Annotated in this window: 25 protein-coding genes; 9 read left to right on the top strand and 16 right to left on the bottom strand. The window is 71.3% G+C overall.

Annotated features, from left to right (window positions below):
• Positions 1 to 8: 8 nt before the first annotated feature.
• The 8 genes from IO39_RS17380 to IO39_RS17345 all read right to left on the bottom strand — a co-directional run bounded on the left by IO39_RS17380 (position 9) and on the right by IO39_RS17345 (position 7,545).
• Positions 9 to 482: a response regulator gene (locus IO39_RS17380; RefSeq protein WP_043623662.1), complete on the bottom strand. Its 474-nt coding sequence runs from the start codon at positions 480 to 482 to the stop codon at positions 9 to 11.
• Positions 479 to 2,140, bottom strand: a complete 1,662-nt coding sequence (locus tag IO39_RS17375) for a sensor histidine kinase (protein ID WP_084773020.1) — start codon at positions 2,138 to 2,140, stop codon at positions 479 to 481. The genes IO39_RS17380 and IO39_RS17375 overlap by 4 nt, the downstream gene beginning before the upstream one ends.
• A gap of 31 nt (positions 2,141 to 2,171) precedes the next feature.
• Entirely contained in the window at positions 2,172 to 3,395 is a 1,224-nt protein-coding gene (locus tag IO39_RS17370; RefSeq protein ID WP_043623660.1) for a PP2C family protein-serine/threonine phosphatase, read from the bottom strand.
• 274 nt (positions 3,396 to 3,669) lie between these two features.
• Positions 3,670 to 4,071 (bottom strand): hypothetical protein, encoded by a 402-nt coding sequence (locus IO39_RS17365; RefSeq protein ID WP_043623658.1) that lies wholly within the window; start codon positions 4,069 to 4,071, stop codon positions 3,670 to 3,672.
• Positions 4,072 to 4,124: 53 nt separating this feature from the next.
• A complete protein-coding gene (locus IO39_RS17360) occupies positions 4,125 to 5,348 on the bottom strand; it encodes a serine hydrolase domain-containing protein (RefSeq protein ID WP_043623656.1) in 1,224 nt (407 codons plus the stop codon).
• Positions 5,349 to 5,622: 274 nt separating this feature from the next.
• Positions 5,623 to 6,003 carry a VOC family protein gene (locus IO39_RS17355; RefSeq protein ID WP_043623653.1) on the bottom strand — a complete coding sequence of 127 codons (381 nt, stop codon included), beginning with the start codon at positions 6,001 to 6,003 and terminating at the stop codon, positions 5,623 to 5,625.
• 137 nt (positions 6,004 to 6,140) lie between these two features.
• Positions 6,141 to 7,028: a LysR family transcriptional regulator gene (locus IO39_RS17350; RefSeq protein WP_043623650.1), complete on the bottom strand. Its 888-nt coding sequence runs from the start codon at positions 7,026 to 7,028 to the stop codon at positions 6,141 to 6,143.
• Positions 7,029 to 7,257: 229 nt separating this feature from the next.
• On the bottom strand, positions 7,258 to 7,545 hold the full coding sequence (locus tag IO39_RS17345; protein WP_043623647.1) for a hypothetical protein: 288 nt from the start codon (positions 7,543 to 7,545) through the stop codon (positions 7,258 to 7,260).
• Positions 7,546 to 7,638: 93 nt separating this feature from the next.
• On the opposite strand from IO39_RS17345, the gene IO39_RS17340 reads away from it, so the two are divergent.
• A complete protein-coding gene (locus IO39_RS17340) occupies positions 7,639 to 7,911 on the top strand; it encodes a winged helix-turn-helix domain-containing protein (protein ID WP_043623644.1) in 273 nt (90 codons plus the stop codon).
• Here the strand turns inward: IO39_RS17340 and IO39_RS17335 are convergent.
• Positions 7,901 to 8,656, bottom strand: a complete 756-nt coding sequence (locus tag IO39_RS17335; RefSeq protein WP_084773001.1) for a TetR/AcrR family transcriptional regulator — start codon at positions 8,654 to 8,656, stop codon at positions 7,901 to 7,903. The genes IO39_RS17340 and IO39_RS17335 overlap by 11 nt on opposite strands.
• A gap of 75 nt (positions 8,657 to 8,731) precedes the next feature.
• On the opposite strand from IO39_RS17335, the gene IO39_RS17330 reads away from it, so the two are divergent.
• Together IO39_RS17330 and IO39_RS17325 are read left to right on the top strand one after the other, a co-directional pair.
• Positions 8,732 to 9,148 carry a nuclear transport factor 2 family protein gene (locus IO39_RS17330; RefSeq protein ID WP_043623641.1) on the top strand — a complete coding sequence of 139 codons (417 nt, stop codon included), beginning with the start codon at positions 8,732 to 8,734 and terminating at the stop codon, positions 9,146 to 9,148.
• On the top strand, positions 9,145 to 9,363 hold the full coding sequence (locus tag IO39_RS17325) for a heavy-metal-associated domain-containing protein (protein WP_043623638.1): 219 nt from the start codon (positions 9,145 to 9,147) through the stop codon (positions 9,361 to 9,363). Before IO39_RS17330 ends, IO39_RS17325 begins: the two co-directional genes overlap by 4 nt.
• 77 nt (positions 9,364 to 9,440) lie before the next feature.
• On the opposite strand, the gene IO39_RS17320 is transcribed toward IO39_RS17325, so the two are convergent.
• From IO39_RS17320 to guaA, 3 genes are all read right to left on the bottom strand, one after another.
• Positions 9,441 to 10,307 (bottom strand): nucleotidyl transferase AbiEii/AbiGii toxin family protein, encoded by an 867-nt coding sequence (locus IO39_RS17320; protein ID WP_043623635.1) that lies wholly within the window; start codon positions 10,305 to 10,307, stop codon positions 9,441 to 9,443.
• Positions 10,304 to 10,906, bottom strand: a complete 603-nt coding sequence (locus IO39_RS17315; RefSeq protein ID WP_043623632.1) for a type IV toxin-antitoxin system AbiEi family antitoxin domain-containing protein — start codon at positions 10,904 to 10,906, stop codon at positions 10,304 to 10,306. Before IO39_RS17315 ends, IO39_RS17320 begins: the two co-directional genes overlap by 4 nt.
• A 108-nt stretch (positions 10,907 to 11,014) precedes the next feature.
• Positions 11,015 to 12,562: a glutamine-hydrolyzing GMP synthase gene (gene guaA, locus IO39_RS17310; RefSeq protein WP_043623629.1), complete on the bottom strand. Its 1,548-nt coding sequence runs from the start codon at positions 12,560 to 12,562 to the stop codon at positions 11,015 to 11,017.
• A 97-nt stretch (positions 12,563 to 12,659) separates the two neighbouring features.
• On the opposite strand from guaA, the gene IO39_RS17305 reads away from it, so the two are divergent.
• Positions 12,660 to 13,589 carry a DUF2207 domain-containing protein gene (locus IO39_RS17305; protein ID WP_043623625.1) on the top strand — a complete coding sequence of 310 codons (930 nt, stop codon included), beginning with the start codon at positions 12,660 to 12,662 and terminating at the stop codon, positions 13,587 to 13,589.
• Between the two features lie 95 nt (positions 13,590 to 13,684).
• Here the strand turns inward: IO39_RS17305 and IO39_RS17300 are convergent, their stop codons facing one another.
• Both IO39_RS17300 and IO39_RS17295 read right to left on the bottom strand, forming a co-directional pair.
• Entirely contained in the window at positions 13,685 to 14,503 is an 819-nt protein-coding gene (locus IO39_RS17300) for an SDR family NAD(P)-dependent oxidoreductase (protein WP_043623782.1), read from the bottom strand.
• Between the two features lie 144 nt (positions 14,504 to 14,647).
• Positions 14,648 to 16,141 (bottom strand): DUF885 family protein, encoded by a 1,494-nt coding sequence (locus tag IO39_RS17295; protein ID WP_043623779.1) that lies wholly within the window; start codon positions 16,139 to 16,141, stop codon positions 14,648 to 14,650.
• Positions 16,142 to 16,217: 76 nt separating this feature from the next.
• Here IO39_RS17295 and IO39_RS54505 point away from each other — a divergent pair, with 76 nt between their 5' ends.
• The 5 genes from IO39_RS54505 to IO39_RS17270 all read left to right on the top strand — a co-directional run bounded on the left by IO39_RS54505 (position 16,218) and on the right by IO39_RS17270 (position 23,375).
• Entirely contained in the window at positions 16,218 to 16,961 is a 744-nt protein-coding gene (locus IO39_RS54505) for a hypothetical protein (protein ID WP_052423015.1), read from the top strand.
• 136 nt (positions 16,962 to 17,097) lie between these two features.
• The gene (locus IO39_RS17285) at positions 17,098 to 17,331 is read left to right on the top strand and encodes a hypothetical protein (protein WP_043623619.1); all 234 of its coding nucleotides are present in this window, start codon (positions 17,098 to 17,100) and stop codon (positions 17,329 to 17,331) included.
• A gap of 186 nt (positions 17,332 to 17,517) precedes the next feature.
• Positions 17,518 to 19,920 (top strand): serine/threonine protein kinase, encoded by a 2,403-nt coding sequence (locus IO39_RS56755; RefSeq protein WP_211267053.1) that lies wholly within the window; start codon positions 17,518 to 17,520, stop codon positions 19,918 to 19,920.
• 31 nt (positions 19,921 to 19,951) lie between these two features.
• Positions 19,952 to 21,973: a beta-propeller domain-containing protein gene (locus IO39_RS17275; RefSeq protein ID WP_043623616.1), complete on the top strand. Its 2,022-nt coding sequence runs from the start codon at positions 19,952 to 19,954 to the stop codon at positions 21,971 to 21,973.
• Between the two features lie 154 nt (positions 21,974 to 22,127).
• Positions 22,128 to 23,375: a S8 family serine peptidase gene (locus IO39_RS17270; RefSeq protein ID WP_043623613.1), complete on the top strand. Its 1,248-nt coding sequence runs from the start codon at positions 22,128 to 22,130 to the stop codon at positions 23,373 to 23,375.
• An 83-nt stretch (positions 23,376 to 23,458) separates the two neighbouring features.
• Here the strand turns inward: IO39_RS17270 and glpD are convergent, their stop codons facing one another.
• Together glpD and IO39_RS17260 are read right to left on the bottom strand one after the other, a co-directional pair.
• A complete protein-coding gene (glpD, locus tag IO39_RS17265) occupies positions 23,459 to 25,195 on the bottom strand; it encodes a glycerol-3-phosphate dehydrogenase (protein WP_043623610.1) in 1,737 nt (578 codons plus the stop codon).
• A 99-nt stretch (positions 25,196 to 25,294) separates the two neighbouring features.
• On the bottom strand, positions 25,295 to 26,065 hold the full coding sequence (locus IO39_RS17260) for a DeoR/GlpR family DNA-binding transcription regulator (protein WP_043623607.1): 771 nt from the start codon (positions 26,063 to 26,065) through the stop codon (positions 25,295 to 25,297).
• Positions 26,066 to 26,073 lie beyond the last annotated feature (8 nt).

Raw genomic sequence — 26,073 nt, 5'->3', positions numbered from 1 at the left:
GGGCGGGACTAGAGGGAGCCCTCCTCGCCGATGCCGTAGTCGCGGCCACGGCCAGGCAGGCGGACCACCGTGACGAAGAACTCGTCGATCTGCCGGATCACGGCCATGAAGCGATCGATGTCGACGGGTTTGCTCACGTACGCGTTGGCGAACAGCTCGTAGCTGCGCAGGATGTCCTCCTCGGCCGAGGAGGTCGTCAGGACGACGACGGGGATCGACCTCAGCTCGGGGTCGCTCTTGATCCTGCCCAGCACCTGGCGGCCGTCGTACTTGGGCAGGTTGAGGTCGAGCAGGATGAGGTCGGGGCGCGGCGCGTCGGCGTACGGGCCGCGCCGGTAGACGAAGTCGATCGCCTCCAGGCCGTCCCTGACGACGTGGAGGTTGTTGCGGATCTTGTTGTCCTCGAACGCCTCGCGAGTGATCAGCTCGTCGCCGGGATCGTCCTCGACCAGCAGGACTTCGATGGGTTGCCCGGTCGTCATGAGCCGTTTCCTTCGTGATCGGCGCCGGCGGCCGCGAGCTGCGTCCGCTGACGTGCGGGGTCGTCGGCGGGCAGGGTGAAGCAGAGCCGGGCGCCGCCCGTGTAGGCGGTGTCCAGCCAGATCCGGCCGCCGTGGTTCTCGACGATCTTCTTGCACATCGCCAGGCCGATGCCGGTGCCGCTGTAGGCCTCGCGGCTGTGCAGGCGCTGGAAGATGATGAAGATCTTATCGGCGAACTCCGGTTCGACGCCGATCCCGTTGTCCGACACGGAGAACTGCCAGCCCTCCAGGTCGGTGGCCGGCTCGCAGCCGATGCGGATCACCGGCGCCCGGCCCGGGTCACGGAACTTGATCGCGTTGCTGATGAGGTTCTGCCAGAGCAGGCGCAGCATGGTCGGATCGCCGACGACGACCGGCAGCGGGTCGGGGCGCTCGAAGCGGGCGCCGGACTCCTCGATGGGCGTCGAGAGGTCGTCGATCACCTTGTTCAGCGCCTCCTCCAGCTCGACGGGCTCGCGGTCGTCGTAGACCCTGCCCACTCTGGAGAACCTCAACAGGTCGTTGATGAGGACCTGCATCCGGGTGGCGCCGTCCACCGCGAAGTTGATGTACTGCTTGCCGCGCTCGTCCAGCACCTGCCCGTAGCGCTTGTCGAGGAGCTGGCAGAAGGTGGCGACCTTGCGCAGCGGCTCCTGGAGGTCGTGCGAGGCCACGTACGCGAACTGTTCCAGCTCGCCGTTCGAGCGGCGCAGCTCGACCGCCTGCGCGTCCAGGTCGGCGGCCTGCTCGCGCAGCTCCACCGCCTGCGCGTCGAGGTCGGCGGCCTGCTTGCGCAGCAGCACCTGCTGGTCGTGCGAGTCGGCCAGCGCCTGCACGATCCGCCTGCGCATCAGCTCCACGGCCGTGGCCACCTCGCGGATGTCGGCGGGGCCGCGGGCGGGGATGGCGTGGTCGAAGTCGCCGTCCGCGATGCGGCGCGAGGCGGCGTGCAGCTCGTCGAGCGGCCGGCCGACGGCGTGCCGCAGCAGGATCGCCATGGCCGCGCCGGCCAGCGGGAAGACCACGAGCATGGCCAGGAAGGCCCAGTTGCGGATGCGCTCGGCCGCCTCCAGCTCGCGCTGCGCCCGCTCGCGGGTCTGGGCCAGCCGTTCGTCCTGCCGCTCCAGCAACGCCCTGATCTGGTCGAACGCCTGCTTGCCGCCCTCCACCGTGGCCGCCGGGACCCTGCTGTCGCCCTCCCGGTCCGCCGTCATGGGCTCGGCGTAGTCCCTGCGCCAGGCGGCGGCCCGCGCGGAGATGGCGTCCAGCTCGGCGACGAGGTCGGGGTGGTCCGACAGGAGCACGGCCGCCTGCTGACGGCTGCGCCGCTCGGCCGTCACGCCCTCGGCGTACGGCCGCAGGAACTCCTGGCTGCCGGTCAGCAGGAAGCCCCTGACCCCCGTCTCCTGGTCGATCAGCGCCTTCTGCATCACGCCGACCTCGATGGCGGCCGGGGAGATGCGGGTGGTGAGGTCGTCGGAGAGCTCTCTCGTACGGTCGAGCATCACGGCGCCGATCGCCCCGCAGACCACCACCAGGATGGTGATGGCCACGATCACCAGCACGAACCAGCCGTGCACCGTCAACCGCCGGAACCCGACCACGGGCACTTCACTCACGAGGGATCTCTCCACCTCGAACACAGGGGACTCATGCGGGATCTTTCCAGCGCAGGTGCACCACGGCGAGGTCGTCGGCGGGGGCGTCGGGGGCGGTGACCGACTCGACGTCGGCGATCAGGGCGTCGAGGAACCGCTCCCCGTCGAGGTGCGCGTACCGCCGTGCCAGCTCCAGCATCCCCTCCTCGCCCAGCCAGCGCGCCGGCGCGCCGGGCAGGCGGCGCTCGAAGAGGCCGTCGGTGTAGAGCGTGATCCCGCCGCCCTTCGGCAGCTCCAGCACCTCCTCGTGCCAGTCGACCTCCACGGGCAGGCCGAGCGCCGGCGTGTGCCGCGGCTCGGCCAGCTTCACCCTGTCGCCGTCGTGCAGGAGCATGCCGGGATGGCCGGCCCGCCAGATCCTGACCGTGCGCTGGTCGGGTTCGAGGACGAGCGTGGACATCGTGACGAAGATCTCCGTCCCCGGCCGTTCGGCCTCCAGGAGGCGTTCGAGCTGGCGCAGCAGCGCCGCGCCCGTCACGCCGCTGAGCACCAGCGCCCGCCACGCGATGCGCAGGCAGACGCCGAGCGCCGCCTCGTCGGGGCCGTGGCCGCAGACGTCGCCGATCACCGCGTGCACGACCTTGTCGTCGGACTCCACGACGTCGAAGAAGTCGCCGCCCAGCGTGGCCGAGGCCCGGCCGCGCAGGGCCGCCCCGCCCGGACCGGGCGTGGCCGAGCCCCTGCTGGCGCGGTAGCGGGAGGCGACCTCGATCGGCATGCTGTGCAGCAGCGGCGTGGGCAGCAGGCCGCGTTCGAGGCGCTCGTTCTCCTTGGCGCGCATGCGTTCGGCGTGCAGGGCCACGGCGGCCTGCTCGGCCTGCTTGCGCTGCATCGCGTAGCGCAGCGTGCGGCCCAGCCACTCCGGCTCCACCCGGCCCTTGACCAGGTAGTCCTGGGCGCCGGCCGTCAGCGCCGCCATGCCCGCCTGCTCGTCGGCCAGCCCCGTGAGCACCACGACGGCCGCGTCGCCGGCCTCCTCGATCACCGCGGACAGCGCGGAGAACTCGTGCGCGTCAGGCAGGCCGAGGTCCAGCAGCACGCACTCGGGACGCAGCGCGGTCAGCGCCCGCCGGGCCTCGTCCACCGAGCGCACCCACTCCAGGCGCACCGACAGGCCGCTGTCCGCCAGCAGCTCTTCGACGATGAACGCGTCCTGCGGATCGTCCTCGACGAGCAGCACTCTCGGCTGTCTGCCGTACTCGCTCGCATGGGCCATGCAGGCCTTGCCATCCTTCCAGACCGTGTGCGCCGAACACCCCGTCCGTGGTGCACCTCAGGTGTCCCACTGCCAACCACGGTCGCGAGTTGGCCCAGGAGTGACGTCTCTTCCCATCATCGCTCCTTATATGCATGGATTCGAACGCACCATGCATGAACGGGGCCGGCGCGCACGGTCCCGGCCCGCGTACACCGTCCTTGCGGCAACGCGAACGGCCCGCCCAGGCGTGGGCGGGCCGGGCGGGCCGGGGGCCGGGGCGGGACGCGCGGGGTCAGGCGGCGTCGAGGGCCTCCGTGATCTTGCGGGCCATCTCCACCATGGCGGGGCGGGGGTCGCCCTTCTCGTGCCGGCCGGCCGACTCGACGGCGACGGTGACGGTGCGGCGGAAGTTGTCGGCCTCGGCCGGGTCCTGCTCCTTCAGCAGGCTCATGGCCGCCGTCAGGGCGGGCAGGACCTGGTCGGCCAGCTCCGCCGTGGACTTGCCGCCCAGGCCCTTCGGCGCCTTGGCCAGCGCGTGCCCGACCACGCCGGTCGCGGAGGTCAGGGCGATGGAGGCCTCGGTGGCGGCCTTGTGGGCCGAGCCGGCCGCGCCGGCGGCGGCCATCAGCGAGACGGCGCCCCACGCGGCGGTGCGGAGGGTCTGCGTGTCCTGCTCGGAAAGGGTGATCGACATGATGGGGTTCTCCTCGGGGTCTTGGTGGGTTCGGGTGGACGGGCTTTCGCCGGTCAGTCGTCGAGAGCCTGGTAGAGCGTGGTCCAGAAGTCGTTCATCAGCCGGGCCGGGCTCGGCACCGAGTAGCCGACCTGGGTGAGCAGGATTCCGGTGAGCTGGTTGGCCGGGTCGGCGTACGTCGAGGTGCCGGCTCCGCCGTCCCAGCCGAACTGGCCGATCGGGGCGTAGTCGCCGCGGTAGGTGCGCACCGCCATGCCGAAGCCCCAGCCGCCCTGCTGGCCCTGGCCGAAGGAGATGTGCACGTTGTTGACCGCCAGGGCGTGCCGCGCGGCCTGCTGCTCGGGCGTGAGGCGGTTGGTGGTCATCAGCTCGACGGCCGCCCGCGACAGGATCCGCCTGCCGTTGTGCACGCCGCCGTTGAGCAGCATCCGGAAGTAGGCGTGGTAGTCGTCGGCCGTGGAGACCAGCCCGCCGCCGCCGCCCTGGAACGCCGGGGCCTCGCTCCAGCGCCCGCCCTTGGCCTCGTCCCAGACCAGGAACTCGCCGCTGGCGGGGTCCGGCGCGTACAGCGTCGGCAGGCGGTCGATCTGGTCGGCGGGCACGTGGAAGCCGGTGTCCTTCATGCCGAGGGGCTCGAAGACGCGCTCGCGCAGGAAGTCCTCGAAGGAGCGGCCGGTGACCCGGGAGACGAGCACGCCGACCAGGTCGCTGCTGATCTGGTACTGCCAGTGCTCGCCGGGCTGGTGCATCAGCGGCAGCTCGCCCAGGCGGCGCATCCACTCGTCCTGCTCGGGCACCGGCACCGGCAGGTTGGGGGTGAGCCCCCTCTCGAAGATCGCGTTCAGGATCGGGGTGCCCAGCGCGGTCATGTCCATGCCGAGCCCGAACGTGGAGGTCAGCACGTCCCGTACGGTGATCGGCCGGCGCGCCGGCACGGTGTCGTCCAGCTCCGCGTCGAGCCGCGTCAGCACGCGGCGGTCGGCCAGCTCCGGCAGCCACTCGTCCACCGTGTCGTCCAGCCGCAGCCGGCACTCGTCCAGCAGCACCATCGCCGCCGCGATCGACACCGGCTTGGACGTGGACGCCATCCGGAAGATCGTGTCCCGGCGCATCGGCGCGCCACCGTCGTGCCGCATGGTGCCGAGCGTCTCGACGTGCGTCTCACCGCCCCGGCTGAACAGCGCGACCACGCCCGGGATCCGCCCGGAGTCGACATGCCGCGCCAGCACGTCACGCACCCTGCGCAGCCCCGCCACCGAGAAGCCGTTGTTTCCCATCGTCAATTCTCCTTGCCATCGTTGTCGTTCTGGTGAAACCCGCCGGCGATGCTTGCGGGACTTGTCCGCCATCACCCGGCGGCTGATGTCATTCAGCGTCGCCGATCGCCCTGATACGGGACCGTCACCGTCCTGACGCCATCACTGACACGGGCACCGCGGGGCATGGCGGTGCCCGTGACCAGGGAAAAGGGATGGCGAAACGGGGCAGCGAACGGGCCCGGCACGGCCTGACCGGCACGGCCTTGACCGGCCGGAGCGGCCGGTCCCGTGGTCAGTCCGTGATCGGGGAGATCCACTCGATGAGCTGGATCGTCACGCCGTTGGGGTCGGTGAGCTGCGTCAGCAGCTCACCCCACGGCTCCCGCCGGAGCGGGATGGTGATGGTGGCGCCTTCACGGCGCAGCCGCTCGTACTCGGCGGCCAGTCCGGTGACCGTGAACACCACGCGCACGTCCGCCGGCCCCTGCCCCGGCCGCCACCGCTCGGGGTCGCGCTCCTCCAGGACCAGGTCGGCGGCCCCGTCGTCACGACCGAGCACGATGAACCCGTCACCGGTCAGGATCTCCCGGAAGCCGAGATGGCCGGTGAAGAACCGGCTGGACGCGGCCGGGTCGGCGACGGTCAGGGACACCGCGGAAGAGATGATGTTCACCCCACGGCACCAGAAAAGTGCATGTCCCCATCCACCTCCCAGAAGGTCTGTTCTTCGGACGGGTCAAGCATCCTGCCGGGCGGCACCGCGGATCAACGACGACTGTCGCAATGGTCGTTAACCCACGGTTGACGGTCTCAGCCGGGCAGCGGCCCCAGCTCGCGCACCACGCGGGCGAGGGCCGTGATCATGTCGTTCTCCGCCTCGGTGCGCCACACCAGCGCGTACGGCAGCGCCTCCATGTCCGTGACGGGCAGGTACACGATGCCGGGCTGCGGGTAGTAGCGCGTCATGTGGGCCGGGAACAGGGAGACGGTCTCCCCCATGGCCGTGTGGATGAAGATGTCCTCGACGCGGTGCACGACGGTCCCGCGTTCGATCACCCGGCCCTTCGGGGTGAGCTCGGGAACGTATCGGTTGAACCATTCGTCGGGCGCCGGCTCCACGGCCACGTGCCGGTGGTCGCCGAGCGCGTCCAGCCGTACCGTGGACCGCTTGGCGAGGGGGTTGTCGGCGGCCACGGCCAGCACCCTCGGCTCGGCGCACAGCAGCGGCCCCACGGTCAGGTCGGGCTCCTCCCCGGGCGGCCAGGTGACCAGGACGTCCGCCTCCCCGTCGCGCAACTGCGCGAACGGGTCCGAATAGCTCGACATCCGCAGCCGCAGCTCCCACTGGGGGTGCCGGGAGCGGAAGGTCTCCCAGTAGCGGCGCAGCTCCTGAACGTTGATCGGGAACAGGCTCACCCGGAGCGTACCGGTCTTGCCCCTGGCCGCCAGCCGGGCCCGCTCCAGGCTCTGCGTCAGCCCTTGGTACAGGTGGCGCAGGTCGTCGCGGAGCCGCTCGCCCACCGGCGTCAGCCGTACGTTGCGGCTGTTCCGGGCGAACAGCTCGGCGCCGACGGCGCGTTCCTGCTTCTTGAGCGCCTTGCTGACCGCCGCCACGGAAACGTGCAGCCGCTCGGCCGTACGACCGAAGTGCAGCTCCTCGGCGAGGGTCAGGAAGATCTCGATGTCGCGCAGCTCCACACGACCCCCCTCCCGTCGATCCCACCACCGAGACCGTGTATTCGGGGCGTAAGTATGACATGTCGACCACCATGGGGGCGGCATATCTGCCGCTGCGGTGGGAGGCCTACGCTCCGGGTCTCACGCCGAACACGAAGGCGAACCGGTCCGGGAACCGTACGTCAGGGTCCCCGGTGCTTGCGGCGCATCTCCGAGCTTCCGGCTTCGAGTCCCTCGTCGTCGAAGCTGGTCATCTCGCCTTACCGTCGAGCAGCTTGCGCCACAGTTCCTCTGCTTCGTTCGTCTTCAGCGGACGGCTCTCCCACACCAGCGACCCGCTCTCGAACCGGTCGGTCTTGCGCACCCAGGCCACCCCGCCGGCCGTGCAGAGCTCCAGGATGCGGGCCTTGCAGTCGCACGTGTGACGCCTGATCCGGACGCGGTCGAAGCGCGGCTCCGGCTCCCGCCAGTCGACCAGCTCGGCGTCGCGGCGGTGGGGACCGATGTGCGGGCCATGGAAATCAGGGGATTCCGTCATGAGTCCAATATAGGAGCGGCATAGAGCGGTGTATAGCGGTAGGCCGCTACGTGCATATATATGCTGCAGGGCATAGTTCTACTGTTGTGAGGCATGAGCAGCACCGTGCCCGCCTTCGACCCCGACGCAGCGGGCCCCGGCTACGTCTATGTCCAGGTCGCCGACCACATCGCCGCCCGGGTCGAGGCAGGCGAGCTCACTCCCGGCACACGCCTGCCGGGCGAGCGCGATCTGGCGCAGGAATACGGCGTCGCGATCGGCACGGTGCGCCGGGCCGTACAGGAGCTTCGGGATCGCGGGCTGGTGGTCACACTGCCAGCGAAGGGCACCTACATCGCACGCCCAGAGCGGCCTCCTACGGGTTGACCACCCTCTCGGCCGGCGTGGCGGAGTCGGGGGCGGGGGCGCCGCAGGCGCGTAGGAGGGTGGCGTGGAGGGCGCGGGTGGCGTCCTCGCGGGACATCCGCCCGGCCGCCGTCTCCTCGCTCGCCGCGTGGGCGAGCCTGACGATGACCGTGACCAGCCAGCCCGGCGAGACCCGTTCGTCGAACTCCCCCGCCCGCTGGCCGCGCCGGATCACCCGCTCCAGCCGGTCGGCGACCGGCGCGTGGCGGTCGTGGTCGTCCTGCGCGGTCACGGGCAGCGTGCCGATCTTCTGGAGCAGGACGGGGTACCGCCCGGCCGTGCGCTCACTGGCGTCCAGCAGGCGCAGCAGGGCCTCGGCGGCCGGGCCGCTGTCGGGGTCGGCGGCGTCCATCGCGGCGACGGTCTGCTGGGTGAGGTGGTCGAGCACGCCTGCCAGCAACTGCTCGCGCGACGGGAAGTGGGCGTAGACCGTCTGGCGGCTCACCCCGGCGGCGGTGGCGATGGTGTCGACGCTGGCGTCGGCGTCGGCGTTGAGGACCTGGACCGCGGCGTCGAGGATGGCGGCCCGGCTGCGGCGGGCATCGGCACGACGCTTACGGGTGCCGCCACGAGCGGCACTTACGGAGGTGAGGCCGACGGCGCCGTCCCCAACCGGGCCAGCCGTACCGCCCCCAACAGTGCCGTCGCCGGCGGAGCTGCCGGCGAGAGGGCGGTCAGCGGCGTCGCGGGGCGGCGAGGAGCTCATCTCTTACACCTTGTCCAAGTTAGCGGGGTGTGTATATCTTACAGCGCGTAAGAGTTATGGCGCGACAGGAGTACCGTGAACACCCTCCACGACACCGACCCCGCCGAGTTCATCACTGGCTTCCTGACCTCCTTCTCCGAGGAGTTGCTGAACAGCGACGAGGACGCGGGAGCGATCGTCGACCGGTACCACACGCCCGACATCGTGCAGATCGCCGACGGGCACCGGATGGATCGGGACAAACTCATCGCCCACACCCGCCCGGTGCGCAAGAACCGGCCGGAAGGCCGGCTGGAGGTTCACGAAGCGCTGGTGAACGGTGACCGGCTCGCCGCCCGCTACACCCTGCACGTACGGCAGCGCGGCAAGCAGTTCGCCATGGACGTGCACTTCTTCGGCCGGTTCGCCCCCGACGGCCGGATGCGCAGCGCCCACATGCTCACCCGCACCCTGCCCGAGGCACCCGCCGAACAGGAGGGAACGCCGGCATGACCACGCGCACCTACACCGTCAGCGGCATGGCCTGCGGACACTGCGCGGGCTTCGTCACCGAGGAACTCGAACGCCTCCCCGGCGTCACGGCGGTCACGGTGGACGTCGCCAACGACACGGTCACGCTGACCAGCGCCACCCCCCTCGACCTCACCGACGTACGAGCCGCCGTCGAGGCAGCAGGCTACGAGCTCACGCCCACGACCGACGCGTAGGCCATTGCTCTCGACGGCGCCCAGGGCGTGACTGGCGGAGCCACCCGGTGCACGCGTCCGCAGATGGCGGCCCTCGGTCAGCCGCCCGTGCCCCGATCCCGCACCGACTTCCAGAAAGCGCGCAACCGGCCGAGAGCAGTGGACAGGTCCGGCTCCGCGTGCGTGACGCCCTCTGCGAGCTTCGGGTAGTCCCACTCCCAGGCCGGTGGCGGATCGGGGATGAGAAGCGGAACGAGGTGGGTGCCTCGTACGGCGAAGACGTGTTGCACCACTTCCAGCAGCCCGCCGTCAGGGGGGAGGCCGTCCTCGATGAGCAGGATCAGATCGACGAGGTCCTTCACCCTGGTGTTGGGACGTGAGTCGTAGTCACGGGTGAGGGCATGCAGCTTCTCTGCGAAATGCTGGCGGCGATCGACCGATTCGATCGTACGGGCGGGCACACCGGCGAACGCGAGCACACCGGGCAGGAGGATGCGTTCGACGGCCGCGAGTTCCTCGTCACGCCGCACGATGTCCAGCCGGATCTGCGCGAAGGTCTTGCCGGCAAGAGTGCTGTCGACCGAGAACCTCCAGCCTGGCCGTCCGGCCGCGTCAACGTCCAACGCGATGGGCCGTCCGACCGAGAACATGAACCCATCCCGATCGACATCGTTCGCCAGAGTCTCGATCAGCTCTTCGCGCAGGGCCTCCCCATCGCAGGAGTCGTCCCGCAGCGCCAGGTCAAGGTCCTTCGTGGCACGTGCCCGCCCTCCGAGGCGAAATTCCAGGGACGTGCCGCCCTTGAGGACCCAGCGGCCTTCGACGACACTCAGCCTTGCGGATATCCGGTCGAACACCGCGATTCTTCGCAATCGGCTGAGGTCGGTGGCACTTTCGTCGGCCTGGCGCTTGAGCCTGGCCTCCAGAGCCCGCCGGAGGTCGGTCGAGTTCGCGTAGCGGCTCACGCCGACTCTTGACGCATGGCTCGCTCCACCGCGAGTTCGGCGCGGGACCCGACGCGCTGGGCCGCGCGGACCAGCTGGGCCTTCGTGGCGGACCCACGTTCGAGCAGCTCGGCGACGGCCGAGTCGATCACGTCTTGGTCCGCACCGTCCCCCGCGGACTCCGCGATGGCGCGCACAGGTCTTGTCACCCGAAACCCCTCGTGCTCTTCCACATCATCACTGCTCAACTCGGCACGGTGGAGAGCCACGGAGGAGTGCCGCCGGCGGAATCCCGGCGGAACCGTCAGATGAATCCGAGCCGGATTGGCTATCCCCAGATCATGGACGGCGAGTGCCGTGGTGTGTGACACGACCGCCTGCCCTTGGCCCCACAGCGCCCATCGTACGAGGTGATCGTGTTCGCCCGCGGGGAGATCGGCGAACTCGGCGAACCGATAGACGCCGCGATCGACCCGCTCCCAATGGCCGCTCACGACCTGGAAGCGTTGTGATTGGTAGGAGAAGCCGTCCTCTAGCGCCTGGGCCGCAGTGAAGTAGCCGCGCTGACCCGCCGCCCGTCGCCAGAGCCGGGCGCGAGGCTTGTCGTCACTTGCCCCCATACTGGCCCACCCTAACTCCTACAAAAAATTTTTAGTTTGGCGTTCGCCCGTGCACCAAACTAAAAATTTCTTGTAGTTAGACGTCGGGAGCGAGGACAGGGACCGGGGTCACTCCCACTCGATGGTGCCCGGGGGCTTGCTGGTCACGTCGAGGACGACGCGGTTGATCTCGCGCACCTCGTTGGTGATCCGGGTGGAGATGCGGGACAACACGTCGTACGGCACCCGCGCCCAGTCCGCCGTCATGGCGTCCTCCGAGGTGACCGGCCGCAGCACCACCGGGTGCCCGTACGTGCGCCCGTCGCCCTGCACGCCCACCGACCGGACGTCGGCCAGCAGGACCACCGGGCACTGCCAGATCGTGCGGTCGAGGCCGGCGCGCGACAGCTCCTCGCGGGCGATGGCGTCGGCCTCGCGCAGGAGGGCCAGCCGCTCGCGGGTGACCTCTCCGACGATGCGGATGCCGAGGCCGGGGCCGGGGAACGGCTGGCGCCAGACCATGGCGGACGGCAGGCCCAGCTCCTCGCCCGCGCGGCGCACCTCGTCCTTGAACAGCGCCCGCAGCGGCTCGACCAGCTTGAACTGCAGGTCTTCCGGCAGGCCGCCGACGTTGTGGTGGGACTTGATGTTGGCGGTGCCGGTGCCGCCGCCCGACTCGACCACGTCGGGGTAGAGCGTGCCCTGGACCAGGAACTCCACGGGCCCGTCGGCCATGATGGCGCGCTGCTCGTCCTCGAAGACGCGGATGAACTCGCGCCCGATGATCTTGCGCTTCTCCTCCGGGTCCGTGACGCCCTCAAGGGCCTTCAGGAAGCGGTCGGCGGCGTCGACGACGCGCAGCTTGACGCCCGTGGCGGCCACGAAGTCGCGCTCGACCTGCTCGGCCTCGCCCTTGCGCAGCAGGCCGTGGTCGACGAAGACGCAGGTCAGGCGCTCGCCGATGGCGCGCTGGACGATCGCGGCGGCCACCGCGGAGTCGACCCCGCCCGACAGCGCGCAGATCGCCCGGCCGTCGCCGACCTGGCGGCGCACGGCCTCGATGGAGTCTTCGACGATGTTGAGCATGGTCCACGACGGGCGGCAGCCGGCCGCGTCGAGGAAGTGCTTGAGCACCGCCTGCCCGTGCTCGCTGTGCAGCACCTCGGGGTGGAACTGCACGCCGTAGAGGCCGCGCTCGGTGTCCTCGAACGCGGCGACCGGCGTCTGGCTCGTCGAGGCGGTCACCGCGAAGCCCTCGGGGGCCGCGGCCACGCTGTCGCCGTGGGACATCCACACGGTCTGGCTGGCGGGCAGGCCGGCGAAGATGACGCCCTCGTCGAGCACCTGCAGCGCGGTGCCGCCGTATTCGGCGACGCCGGTGCGGGCGACCTCGCCGCCCAGCGCCTGCGCCATGGCCTGGAAGCCGTAGCAGATGCCGAACGTGGGCACGCCCGTGGCGAACAGCCCGTGCGGCACCGGCGGCGCGCCCTCGGCGTAGACCGACGAGGGGCCGCCGGACAGGATGATCGCCTTGGGGTTTTTGGCCATCATCTCCTCGACCGGCATCGTCGAGGGGACGATCTCGGAGTAGACGTGGCACTCGCGCACGCGTCTGGCGATCAGCTGCGCGTACTGCGCGCCGAAGTCGACCACCAGAACCGTGTCGAACTCAGACACCGTGAGAACCCCCCAAAGGCGAAATGCGGTAACCCCAGTGTATCGGCCTTGGGTCTTACACCTGGCCTGGCACGAGCCGACGTGCTAACACAGAACAATGGATCTTGTCTGGCCGGCGGCGGCGTGGGCCCTGTGGGCCGCCACGCTGGCCGCCGCCTTCAAGGTGTCCAGCCGGGACAGGCACCTGCGGCCCTCCGGGGAGCCGGTGGCCGTGCCCGTGGCCGAGCTCTTACGCGGCATGCGGGCGCAGGAGGTGTTCCACGCGACGGTGTTCGAGCTGGCCGGGCGCGGCTGGCTGCGGGCCGAGGGCGACCGCTTCTCCCTGGGCGATCAGGGCCCGGGGCAGGAGGAGCCGCCGGCGGCGTACGAGAGGTGGGTGCTCGAACGGGTGCGCGCCCGCCTGGCCGGCGCGCCCGACACCCCGGAGATCGAGCTCATGCCCCACGAGGCCGAGCTGGACGGGCAGTTCGTCCCCCTCGTCCGCCGGCGCGCGATCGAGCTGGGCCTGGCGCGGCGGCGCTGGCCGAGCATGCTCGTCCCGGTGCTGCTCGCGGCCGGGCTCGTCGTCCCCTGGTACGCCACCATCGCGGCGGCCGGCCTCGCGTGGCCCGGCATGATCGCCACGATGGTCTCCCTCGTGGCGGGCATCGGCCTGCTCATGGGCGGGCGCGGCTTCCTGCTCACCGAACGCGGCCGCGAGATCGCCAGGACGGGCCCCGCGAACCCCCGGCAAGAGTGGATCTTCACGGGCAGCGGCTGGCAGGGCGGCGAGATCGTGCCCGCCGGGCCCCCGCCGCAGGGCTCGGGCCGGCAGGAGGTCGCCGGGTACGTCGTCAAACGGTGGACGGACGAGACGGGCGAGCACCACTACGTGGCGTTGCACGACGGCAGCTCCCGCACGGCCACGGCGTTCGAGGTCGAGCAGGCGGTCTATCAGGACGTGCTGCCGGGCGACCAGGTACGGCTGCTAGTCCGGCCGCGCACCGGCATCGCCGTCCGGATGCTGGCCCACGACCGCCACCGGTGAACCGTCACCGTCCGATGCCGGTCCGGCCGCGCACCGGCATCGCCGTCCGGATGCCGGCCCACGACCGCCACCGGTGAACCGTCACCGTCCGATCGTCACGGGGGCACGTCGCCGGTGAGCAGGGTCTCGGTCTGGGCGCGCAGCCGGTCGGCGTACCGGGGGTCGGTCAGCAGCAGGAACCGTTCCTCATGGATGGCCTTGACCGCCAGGTCGGCCACCTCCGACGGCTCGATGCCGCGCTCGGCCGCCCGTCCGGCCCGCTCCCGCGAGTCCACCTCGTCCGGCGTCGGCGTGGCGGGCAGGCCCGCCGGCCGGGACCGGTCGGACTCGGCGATGCGCGTCCTGACCGCCCCCGGGCACAGCGCGGTGACGCGCAGCCGGGAGCCGGTGGCGGCCAGGTCCTGGGCCAGCGACAGGGACGCGGCCAGCGCGGCGTGCTTGCCGACCGCGTACCCGCCCGTCCCCGGGGAGGTGAACAGCCCGGCCACGGAGACGGTGTTGACGATGTGGCCCTCGGTGTCCTGCGCGATCATGCGCGGCACGAACTCGCGGATGCCGTGCAGCACGCCCCACACGTTCACGCCGAGCAGCCAGGCGAAGTCCTCCTCGCCGCGCGTCCACATGTGGCCGCCCTGGAAGACGCCGGCGTTGTTGCACAACACGTGTACGGCGCGCAGCTCGCCGAAACACCGGTTGGCCAGGTGGCGCACGGCCCAGGCGTCGGACACGTCGGTGATCTGCGTGAGCACCCTGGTCTCCCGGCCGGCCAGCGCGGCCGTCCGCGCGAGCCCGCCGTGATCGACGTCGGCGAGCATCAGCGTCATCCCCTCGGCCGCGAACCGGAGGGCCAGCGCCCGCCCGATGCCGCTCGCCGCGCCCGTCACCACCGCGACCTTGCCGGAGAGCTCGCGCACGGACAAACCTCCCTGGCGACTCGACGCCACAGGCCGTTCCCGACCGATCCCCGAAGACGACCGGCCCCGGAGACGCCGCGGGGCCTTACCATCGACCGGCCCCGCAGACGCCACAGGTCGTTCCCCAACCAGTTTCAGGAGACGCTACAGGATGGCGTCGATCAGGCCCAGGGGCGGCGAACCGAGGTCGAACAGCGCCTTGTGGAAGCGCTGCAGGGTGAAGCCCGCCCCCCACTCCGCGCGGGCCCGCTCGCGCAGGTCCTGGATGAGCAGCTTGCCCCAGGTGTAGCGCCCGTACGTCGGGTCGAACGAGGCCCGCCGCGCCTCCGACAGCGCCGCGGGACCGGCCAGGTGCGTGTCGGACTCGAAGCGCCGCGCGGCCTCCTCGACCGTCATGGAGCCGGTGTGCACGCCGATCGCGCAGGCCAGGCGGGTGACGCGGATCAGCGCCTCCACCCAGACGCCGATCTCGAAGCGCGGGTCGCCGTCCTCGAAGCCCTCCTCGACGCACAGCTCCTCGGCGTAGTGCGCCCAGCCCTCGATGAACGCCATCGACTGCAGCAGCCTGCGCACCTCGGACGGGGCCCGCCGCAGCGCCCTGGCGTGCGAGAAGTGCCCGGGGGCGACCTCGTGCACGTTGATGGCCGGCAACGTCGTACGGCTGAAGACCTCCAGCCACTCCTCCTGGTCCCGCTCCGGCCAGGACGCCTCGGGCGGCGTGATGTAGTACCAGGACGGGCCCTCCGGCTCGCCCGGCGAGTTCCACGCCATCATCGCCATCGCCCAGCGGCGCGACTCGGGCGCCAGGCCCACCAGGCACTCGCCGTCGTGGTAGGGCACGAGGTCCTTCTCGCGGGTGAACGCGATGGCCTTCTCCGTGCCGATCCGCGCGGCCTCGATCACGCCGTCGGCGTCGGGGTGGTCCTTGACCAGCTCGCGTACGACGTCGAGCGGCGGCCTGTCCTTCTCCCCCAGCTTGGCGCAGGACTCGGTGAGCAGCGCCATCAGCCGGTCGCGCTCGGCGTCGGCCCGCTCGGCCAGCGCGCCCAGGTCGACGGGCAGCCCTTCGGCCGTGCCCATCAGCCGGGCCAGCGCCGCGCCGCCGAGCGACGCGTCGGGGTCGCCTTCGGCGGCGGCGTGCTCGATGTGGGCGACGAGCCGGCCGTGCGCGCGCAGCGCGGCCTCGTCCGTGACGCCCGCCGACAGGCCCTTGACGGCCCCGAGCAGGGATTTCGCGACGGGGGCCGGCACCTGGTCGAGCGAGGCGAGCGACTGCTCCACGGCCTCGGGCCAGAGCGCGAGGTGGGCGGCCTTGGCGGCGGCGCGCTCCTCCTCCGGGGCGTAGTCGCGGTCGTAGCAGGCCAGGTCGAGGTTGGACAAATGGATCAGCGGGTTCTTGCGGTGCAGCTCCAGCTCGCCGAGCTGGGTGCGCAGACTCTCCTCGAACACCTGGAGGTGCCTGGCGTCGTGCGCGTCCTCGGGCGCGGGGTCCTGGCCCAGCCGGGCCAGCCCGGACCGTACGCCGCCGGGCGACAGGTCCTGGATACGGCCGTCGTACTCGTGCCTGCCGCCGCCCTCGCGCGCCTCGGCCACGATCAGGTCGGTGATGGCTCGCAGCCTGGCGTCAAGTTCTGTCATGCCGCCGACGCTAGCGCACGCGAAGCGCCAGAAAAGGGCACGCGCCCGGTCGGTACGAACGGGCAGGATGATGCCCATGGCGCTACAGATCACGACACTGGCCGAACGTCCGGAATTCACCGCTTCGCTGTGGGACATGGACCACACCTGGCAGCCGTTCGTCCTGAACGACCCCATCGCCGATCTGTTCTACGCCTTCGCCACGACGACGTACCGCGACCACGTGCTCGTGGCCGACGACGACAGCGAGCCGGGGCGGCTGGTGGCGCGGGCGTGCATGATCCCGTTCGTCCGGGAGGGCGGCGAGCTGCCCGACGACGGATGGGACGGCGTGATCCGGTCCGGCCGGCTGGCCCGCGAGCGTGGCCTGGCGGCCGACGCCGTCTCCGCGCTGGAGATCACCGTCCGCCGCGACCTCCAGGGCAAGGGCCTGTCGTCGGTGATGGTGGCCGTGATGCGCGACCACGCCGCCCGCCTGGGCCACCGCGAGCTGGTCGCCCCCGTACGCCCCAACCACAAGCACCTCGAACCGCACACCCCCATGAGCGAGTACGCCTTCAGAACCCGCCCCGACGGCCTCCCCCACGACCCGTGGCTCCGCGTGCACGTACGCGCCGGCGGAACGATCGTCAAGGTGGCGCCCCGGTCGATGGTGGTCCCGGGCACCCTGGCGGAGTGGCGCGCCTGGACGGGCCTCCCCTTCGACCGCACGGGCCCGGTGGAGGTGCCCGGCGCCCTGACCCCGGTCCACTGCGACGTCCCCCACGACCACGCCGTCTACGTCGAACCCAACGTCTGGGTCAGCCACCCCCTGACCTGACCGCTCCATTCCCGCGCAAGTGTCGGGTGTTCGCCTGACGCGGGTTTCGTGCCGGCGTTCATAGGCTCGGCGCGGGGCGCGGGCTCAGTGGCACCGGAGCCCGCCCCGAGGCAATCGGGAGTCGCGAGGAGTGCGGATGAGGATGCGTAGGCTGGCGGGGAAGGCGACGATCGCCGCGGTGCTCGCGGGGGGAGTGCTCGTCTCCGGCACCGGGGTCGCGCAGGCGGAGGTCTGGCACCTCAAGGGGTCCTACACCACCGAGGCGAAGTGCCGGGCCGCCGGCAAGCTGCAGAAGCTGAAGACGGGCTTCCCCTGGTCCTGCGTCAAGAGCAGCAAGTACGTCTACTACTACCTGTACGTGTGGCACTGACCGGAACCCCGGTCCGCACGCACCATCACGCTCGCAGCCGTCACCTCAGCCGTCACCTCAGCCGTCACCGCGGCCGTCACCGGAGCCGTCCGGGCCGCCGGGTGGGGCCGTTGGGGCGGGTGGGGATTCGGGGGCTTACTGGCGGGTAGTTTTTGCGGATTCGTGGCATAGGGCCAGAATCCCTTCATGGCAACCTTCGCACCGCTCCGACCCGGAGACCCACAGCGGCTGGGGGGTCTCGAACTCCTCGGCCGTCTCGGAGAGGGCGGTCAAGGCGTCGTCTACCTGGGCAAAGACCACGCGGGCGGCAACGTGGCGGTCAAGTGGCTGCGGCCCGACCTGTCGGGCGACCAGGTGAGCGTGGAGCGGTTCCTGCGCGAGGTCCAGGTCGCCCAGCAGGTGGCCCCGTTCTGCACCGCCGCCGTCCTGGGCACGGGGGTCGAGCAGGACCGGCCGTACATCATCAGCGAGTTCATCGAGGGCCCCTCCTTACAGCGCGTGGTGCAGGAGGAGGGGCCGCGTACGGGCTCCGTCCTGCACCGGCTGGCCATCGGCACCGCCACGGCGCTGGCCGCGATCCATCAGGCCGGCATCGTGCACCGCGACTTCAAGCCGGCCAACGTGATCATCGGCTCGGACGGGCCGCGGGTGATCGACTTCGGCATCGCGCGGGCGCTGAACGCCACCTCCACGATCAGCAGCATGGTCGTGGGGACGCCGTCGTACATGCCGCCCGAGCAGATCATGGGGCATACCGTCGGGCCGGCCGCGGACCTGTTCGCCTGGGCCGGGACGATGGTCTACGCCGCCTCCGGGCGGACGCCGTTCGGCAGCGACACGATGCCCGCGGTGATCAACCGGGTGCTCAACCAGCAGCCCGACCTGAGCGCGCTGGGCGAGGGCCCGCTGCGTGACGTGGTGGTGGCCTGCCTGTCGAAGGACCCGGCGCAGCGGCCCACGGCGGAGCAGGTGATCATGCGGCTGCTCCAGCAGCCCGCGGCGAACTCCGGCATGCTGGCCCAGGGAGCGGCCGAGGCCGCCCCCGGCCGGCAGCCCCCCGGCCAAGCCGGCCCCAGCCAAGCCGGCCCCGGTCAACCGGTCCCCGGCCGGCCCGCCGCCGGGCAACCCTTCTCGCCCGCCGGCGGCCCGGCCTCGGGCCCGCCGTTCGGATCGTCCTCGGGTCCCACGTCCGGCCCGCCGTTCGGATCGTCCTCGGGTCCCACGTCCGGCCCGCCGTTCGGATCGCAGGCGGGTTCGGGCCCGGTCTCGGGCCCGCCGTCAGGGCACCTGTCCGGCCCGTCGCCCTACCCGGGGCAGGCCCCGCAGGCCGCCTACCACCCCTTCCCCCAGCCGCAGCAGCACCAGCCCACGCCCCCGCCGTACGGCCCCGGGAGCCACGGCGGACCGGGCGGGCCGGGCGGGTACACGCACGTGCCACGCAAGAACGGCAAGGGCCCGCTGATCGCCGGCATCACGGTGGCGGTCGCGCTGCTGCTGCTCGTCGGCGTGATCGTGGTCATCCAGATCGACCGCGCCTCGGTGGCGGGCCCGGAGACCACCGCGACGTCGCGTACGCGGGACACCTCCGACCCCGAACGGACGGGAGACACGGACCGCCCCAGCCCCACCGACACCGCCCAGCCCGACCCGACCGCCACGCGGCAGGTCGCGGTGCCGCCGAGCGGCACCAGGCGCACGCTGCCCGGCGGCCGGATCTCCCTGTACGAGAACCCGGCCGACGCCATCGTCCTGACCTCCTACGAGGTGTTCGACGAGAAGAAGGACGACTGGATCGACTACGCCAGGGGCTCGCTGAAGGGCAGCTTCGGCAAGTACGCGGGCAACTGGGAGACCCTGACCTCCCCCGACGGCCGCTACCTGGTGTCCAGGGGCCGCAGCTACAGCTCCGACGACTACGACTTCGTCGTCCTGACCGACCGGGAGAGCGGCGACCGCGCGACGATCAAGACGGTCAAGGAGCCGCTGATCAGCAGCATCCGGGCCTGGTCCAGGGACAGCTCGAAGATCCTGCTGAACATCGAGAAGAAGAACGGCGACAACTGGGTCTACCTCGGCTTCGTCATCGTGGACGTGGCGACGAAGGACGCCGAGGTGGTCAATGTCGCCGACACCTCGATCCGCGAGACCGCCTTCGGATTCGACGGCGACGACGAGGGCGTGGTGAACGTCTCCGGCGACGAGAAGAACCTCGACCTGCGCTTCTTCGACACCTCGGGCAAGGCCACCCGCTCCCTGCCGGAGATCGGCACGATGTCGGCCGGCACGCAGGACATCTTCTCGCCCTCGGGCGGCGAGTTCGTCACGAACTGCCCCAAGGGCGGGGACGGTGACCACTGCGTCTGGGACGCGGGCTCGGGCCGGCGCCTGCACAAGTTCTCCTCCGACTGCGACAAGGTGCTCGGCTTCTACGACGCCACCCACCTCTACTGCTGGGAGAACGACAACGGCGACAACGACGAGGTCCAGGTGGTCGACTTCAAGGGCAGGCTGGTGCGCAAGCTGCTGGAAGTGCCCGACGACCTCAGGTTCAGCCCCGCGTTCACCGTCAATCCGGCCAGAGGCTCCTGAACCATCCCGCGCACGCAGCCGTGATGAGGGCATGAACACGTTGATCCGCACGGCCGCGACCGCCGCGGCGCTGGCGACGGTGGCGGCCGCCTGCACCTCTTCGACGGGAGGGGCCCCGGACCGGCCGCCGCCGCGGGTCGAGCTCGGCGCCGTCCGTCTGGTGGCGTACGACAGTTGCGACGACCTGCTGGCCGGCCTGCGCGAGAAGGCCGCGCGCAACGTCGGCCCGTACGGCCTGGGCAACGTCATGCCGTTCGCGGTGGCGGAGGACGCCATGGCGGGCCGCCCCCAGCTCAAGGCCAGGGCCGACACGCCGGAGCACTCCACGACCAACGTGCACGAGGCCGGCGTGGACGAGCCCGACCTGGTCAAGACCGACGGCAACCGGGTCATCACGGCCTCGGACGGCACCCTGCGGATCATCGACACGGCCACCAGGAAGGTCACCGCGTCGCTCAGGCTGACGGAGGGGGAAACCGGCCCCGGCGTCCCCGCCGACCTGCTGGTCTCGGGCGACCGGGCGCTGGTGCTGATGCGCGGCGGCGACATCATGTACAAGACCGCCGGCCCGCCGCCGCCCGGCGACACCCGGTACGTGCTGGTCGACCTGGCGGGCGAGCCCAAGGTGCTGAGCACGATCAGGCCGCAGGGCTCGTACGTGGACGCCAGGATGGTCGGCACCACCGTCCGGCTCGTCACCCGCAGCCAGCCCGAGATCACCTTCCCCGAGCTGCGGCCCGACGCCTCGGAGGCCGAGCGGCTCGCGCGGAACCAGGACGCCGTCCGGCAGGCGCCCGCGTCGGCCTGGCTGCCCAGGATCGAGGTCACGGACGCGTCGGGGAACGTCACCAAGCAGTCGGTCCCGTGCGAGCGGGTCAGCCACCCCGCCGACTACACCGGCACCTCGATGCTGACCCTGCACACCATCGACCTGGCGCGCGGCGTCACCGCGGCCGGCACCGACCCGATCAGCCTGGCCGCCGACGGCGACATCGTCTACGGCACCGGCCAGAGCCTGTACGTGGCCAGCAACCCGCGCTGGTGGTTCCCCGTCGTGCGCCCGCTCCCGGTCGAGGAGCCCCAGGTCACGACGACCTCGCCGGCCTCGCCGGGCGACGACGCGGTGGCCCCGGCGGTGGAGCCCACCCCGGAGGAGCCGAGCGTGTCCGCCACGATCTCGACACCCGCGGACCCGCGCCCGCGCCCGACCCCCACCGTCCCGCCGGAGGAGACGGAGATCCACCGGTTCGACGTCGCCTCCCCCGGCGCCCCCAAGTACGTCGCCTCCGGCAAGGTGCCCGGACGCCTGCTGAACCAGTACTCCCTGTCGGAGCACGACGGCCACCTCCGCGTCGCCACCACCGACGACTCCGCCGACGAGCGGTCCAGCTCCAGCGCCGTCTACGTGCTCAAGGCCGACACGCTGGCCAAGGTCGGCGAGGTCGGCGGCCTGGGCAAGGGCGAGCGCATCTACTCGGTCAGGTTCATCGGCCCGGTCGGCTACTGCGTCACGTTCCGCCAGGTGGACCCGCTCTACACGCTCGACCTGCGCGACCCGGCCGCCCCGAAGGTGACGGGCGAGCTGAAGATCACCGGGTACTCGGCGTACCTGCACCCCGCCGGCGATGGCCGGCTCATCGGCATCGGGCAGGAGGCCAGCGAGAAGGGCAGGACGCTGGGCACGCAGGTCTCGCTGTTCGACGTCGGCGACCCGGCCGCGCCGCGCCGCCTGTCGCAGCTGTTCCAGAAGGACTCCGGCTCGGAGGCCGAGTGGGACCCGCACGCGTTCCTGTACTGGCCGAAGACGGGTCTGTCGGTGATCCCGCTGACCACGCAGAAGGGGTCGGGCGCGCTGGTGCTGAAGATCGACGACTCGGGCGTCAAGGAGGTCGGCATGGTCCGGCATCCGACGCAGCGCGGCGACTACCCGTACCAGCCGGGCATCCAGCGCTCGCTGATCATCGGTGAGTCGTTGTGGACGCTCTCGTACGAGGGCGTCCAGGTCAATGACGCGACGACCCTCACCTCACAAGCCTGGATCCCACTCCGTTAAGCAACCAAAGGGTGCCGTTTCGTAGCGAATCGGCACCCTTTTTATGGACTTATCCCAACAAAGGGGGAAAACTCTGCTTACACCCCAGTGTCGGACCGGTTGGTTCGTGTCATAACGGGCCCCGGTCCCAGATCGAGGAAGGGCCCACGCTGCCATGCGACCAAGCACCCCCCTGCTCGCATCGCTCGTCGGCGCGCTGGCGTTATTCGCCGCGCCGCTCCCCGTCTCAGCAGCCGCCCCGCCGGAAGGCACGTACATCGTCCAGCTCGACCCGGCGACCCGCGGGACCCACGGCGCCGCCCAGGACCAGGTGGCCGAGCTCGGCGGCGACCTCGTCGGCGTGTACGAGCACGCATTCAAGGGCTACACCGCCCGCCTGAGCGCGAAGGCCGCGGAGGAGCTCAAGCACGCGCCCAACGTCATCAGCGTGGAGCCCGACGCCGAGGTCAGGGCGTTCGTGCAGACCGTCCCCACGGGCGTGCGCCGGATCTTCGGCCCCAGTAACCCGAACCTGGACATCGACGGCGTCGACGACGTCCGCATCGACGTGGACGTGGCCGTGGTCGACAGCGGCGTGGACCACACCCATCCCGACCTGAACGTGGTCGCCCGCGCCAACTGCCTGACGGGCCTCTGCGTCAACAACTCCGGCACCGACGACAACGGCCACGGCTCGCACGTGGCGGGCACCGTCGGCGCCCTCGACAACACGATCGGCCCGGTGGGCGTCGCGCCCGGCGCCCGCATCCACGGCGTGAAGGTGCTCAACGCCTCCGGCTCCGGCTCCCTGTCCGGCATCGCCGCCGGCATCAACTGGGTGGTGGCGCGCGCCTCCACGATCGAGGTCATCAACCTGAGCCTGGGCTGCCAAGGCTGCTCCAGCAGCGCGATCAGCACGGCGATCACGAACGCGGTCAACGCCGGCATCGTGGTCGTGGTGGCCGCGGGCAACAGCCGCGCCAACACCTCCTCGTTCTTCCCGGCCAACCACGCCGACGTGGTCACCGTCTCCGCGCTGACCGACAACGACGGTTTGGCCGGGGGCCTCGGGGGCAGCACGCTCTCGTGCCGCAGCGAGACCGATCAGGACGACACCTCGGCGTTCTACTCCAACTACGGCTCCAGGGTGGAGATCACGGCGCCGGGCACCTGCATCTACTCGACGTACCGCGCGGGCGGCTACGCCACGATCAGCGGCACCTCGATGGCCAGCCCGCACGTCGCGGGCGCGGCGGCGCTGCTCACCTCGGGCGGCAACAAGCCGACGACGCGGGCGGGCTCGCTCGCGGTGCGCGGCACGCTGGTCTCGACCGGCAATTTCAACTGGACCGACGACTCGGGCGACGGCGTCAAGGAGCCGCTGCTCGACATCCACGACGCCACGCGCTACCCGCCGTCGTGAGCTAGGGGAACCATCCAGGAACGGGCGGTCCGCGGATCCCGCAGCGCCGCGGGCCGCCCATCCCCCTCCGGCACGGCGGGGGCTCAGGTGTGCTCGGGCACGACGACGGGGACGATCTCCGGCGCGCCGAGCCTGATCGCGTCGGCCTCGTGGTCGGAGTCCTGCTCCTGCGAGCGGCGCTCGGCCTCCACCCGCTTCGTGTAGTACTCCACCTCCCGCTTGACCTGCTCGCCGTCCCAGTCGAGCGGCCCCGCCATCAGCTCCGCCGCCTCCCGCGCCACCGCCACCCCCCGGTGGAAGGTCTCGATGGAGATGCGCGTGCGCCGGGTCAGCACGTCGTTGAGGTGCCGGGCCCCCTCGTGGGTGGCGGCGTAGACGATCTCGGCCCGCAGGTAGTCGTCGGCCCCCGACAGCGGCCGGCCCAGCGAGTCGTCCTGCTCGACCAGCTCCAGCACCTCGTCGATCAGCGTGCCGTAGCGCTGGAGCAGGTGCTCGATCCGGGCCACGTGCAGCCCGGAGTCCTGCGCGATGCGGTGGCGGGAGTTCCACAGCGCCTGGTAGCCCTCGGCGCCCACCAGCGGGATGCGGTCGGTGCACGAGCGCGGCACCCGCTGGTCGAGCCCGTGCGCCACGGCGTCCACGGCGTCCTTGGCCATGACCCGGTAGGTCGTGTACTTCCCGCCGGCGATCATCACCAGCCCCGGCACGGGATGCGCGACCACGTGCTCCCTGGACAGCTTGGAGGTCTCGTCGGACTCGCCCGACAGCAGCGGACGCAGCCCCGCGTAGACGCCCTCCACGTCGTCGCGGGTCAGCGGCACGGACAGCACCGCGTTGACGTGGTCGAGCAGGTAGTCGATGTCGGTGCGGGAGGCGGCGGGGTGGCTCTTGTCGAGCGTCCACTCGGTGTCGGTGGTGCCGATGATCCAGTGGCGGCCCCAGGGGATCACGAACAGCACCGACTTCTCCGTACGCAGGATGATGCCGGTCAGCGAGTGGATGCGGTCGCGCGGCACGACGAGGTGGATGCCCTTGGAGGCGCGGACGTGGATCTGGCCCCGGCCGCCGACCAGCTCCTGGATGTCGTCGGTCCAGACGCCGGTGGCGTTGACGACCTGCCGGGCGCGGATCTCGAAGTCCTCCCCGCACTCCAGGTCGCGCACCCGCACGCCGGTGACCCGCTCGCCCTCGCGCAGGAACCCCACCACCTGCGCCCGCTGCGCGACGTGCGCGCCGTACGTGGCCGCGGTGCGCAGCGCGGCCACCACGAACCGCGCGTCGTCCACCTGGGCGTCCCAGTACTGGACCGCCCCGGTGAAGGCGCTCTTCTTCAGCGCCGGGGCCAGCCGCAGCGCCCGCGACCTGGACAGGTGCCGGTGGCCGGGCACGCCCCTGGTCAGCCCCGTGGCGAAGCCGAGCGTGTCGTAGAGCGCCACGCCCGCCCCCACGTACGGCCGCTCCCAGCCGTAGTGCGTCAGCGGGAACAGGAACGGCACCGGCCTGACCAGGTGCGGCGCGAGGCGCTGGAGCAGCAGGGCGCGCTCCTGCAGCGCCTCGCGCACCAGCTCGAAGTTGAGCTGCTCCAGGTAGCGCAGGCCGCCGTGGATCAGCTTGGACGAGCGCGAGGAGGTGCCGGAGGCGAAGTCGCGCGCCTCCACCAGGCCCACGTCGAGCCCGCGGGTCACGGCGTCGAGCGCGATCCCCGCCCCGGTGACGCCGCCGCCCACCACGACCACGTCGAGTTCCCGGGCCCGCATGCGCCGCAGCGCCTCTGCCCGCTCCGCGGGCCCGAGCCTGGCCGCGCTCTTTGCCGACGTCATAACTCCCCCTGGAACGGCCGTCGCCTGCGTTACGTACCTACCCGCGCAAGGCTTGTCCTGTAACCGCCGGTGAGGAGCTGATCAGGGCATACGCCGGGATTAGGCGCGTACGACCTTGACGCCCGCGTCTGTCAGCTCGCCCGCGAGCGCGTCGGAGAGCTGCGCGTCGGTGACCAGGGTGTCGATCCGGCCGATCGGGCAGATGCGGGAGAAGGCCCTGCGGCCCACCTTGGAGGAGTCGGCCACGACGACGACCTGGGCCGCCCGGCTGAGCAGCAGGTTGTTGACGCTGGCCTCGCCCTCGTGGTGGGCCGAGGCGCCCAGCTCGACGTCGAGCCCGTCGACGCCGAGGAAGGCCACGTCGAGCGTCACCTGCTCCAGCACCCCGCTCGCCAGCGGCCCGATGAGCTCGTAGGACTGCTGCCTGGCCACCCCGCCGGTCACCACGATCTTGACGTGCTGGCGGACGGTGAGCTCGGAGGCGATGTTGAGCGCGTTGGTGACGATCGTGAAGCCGCTCTCCAGGGAGGGGATGGTGGCCAGGGTGCGCGCCAGCTCGGAGGTGGTGGTGCCGCCGTTGAGCCCGATCACCGCGCCGGGCGTCACCAGCTCGGCCGCGGCCAGCGCGATGCGGTGCTTCTCGTCGGCGTGCCGGGCCGTCTTGTAGCGCAGCGGGAGGTCGTAGCTGACGCTCTGGGCCACCGCGCCGCCCCGGGTGCGCATGAGCATCTGCTGCTGGGCGAGCTGGTCGAAGTCCCGCCTGATCGTCGCGGTGGAGACGTCGAGCGCCTGTGCGGCCTCCTCCACCGAGAGCCTGCCCTCCTGCGCCAGCAGCTCCAGGATGGCGTTCCAGCGGTCATAGCGGGACACCAGGGCCT

The sequence above is a fragment of the Nonomuraea candida genome (assembly GCF_000725485.1).
Taxonomy (GTDB): Bacteria; Actinomycetota; Actinomycetes; order Streptosporangiales; family Streptosporangiaceae; genus Nonomuraea; species Nonomuraea candida.
Note: the sequence above shows the minus strand (reverse complement) of the source record. Positions and strands in the feature narration are given on the sequence as shown.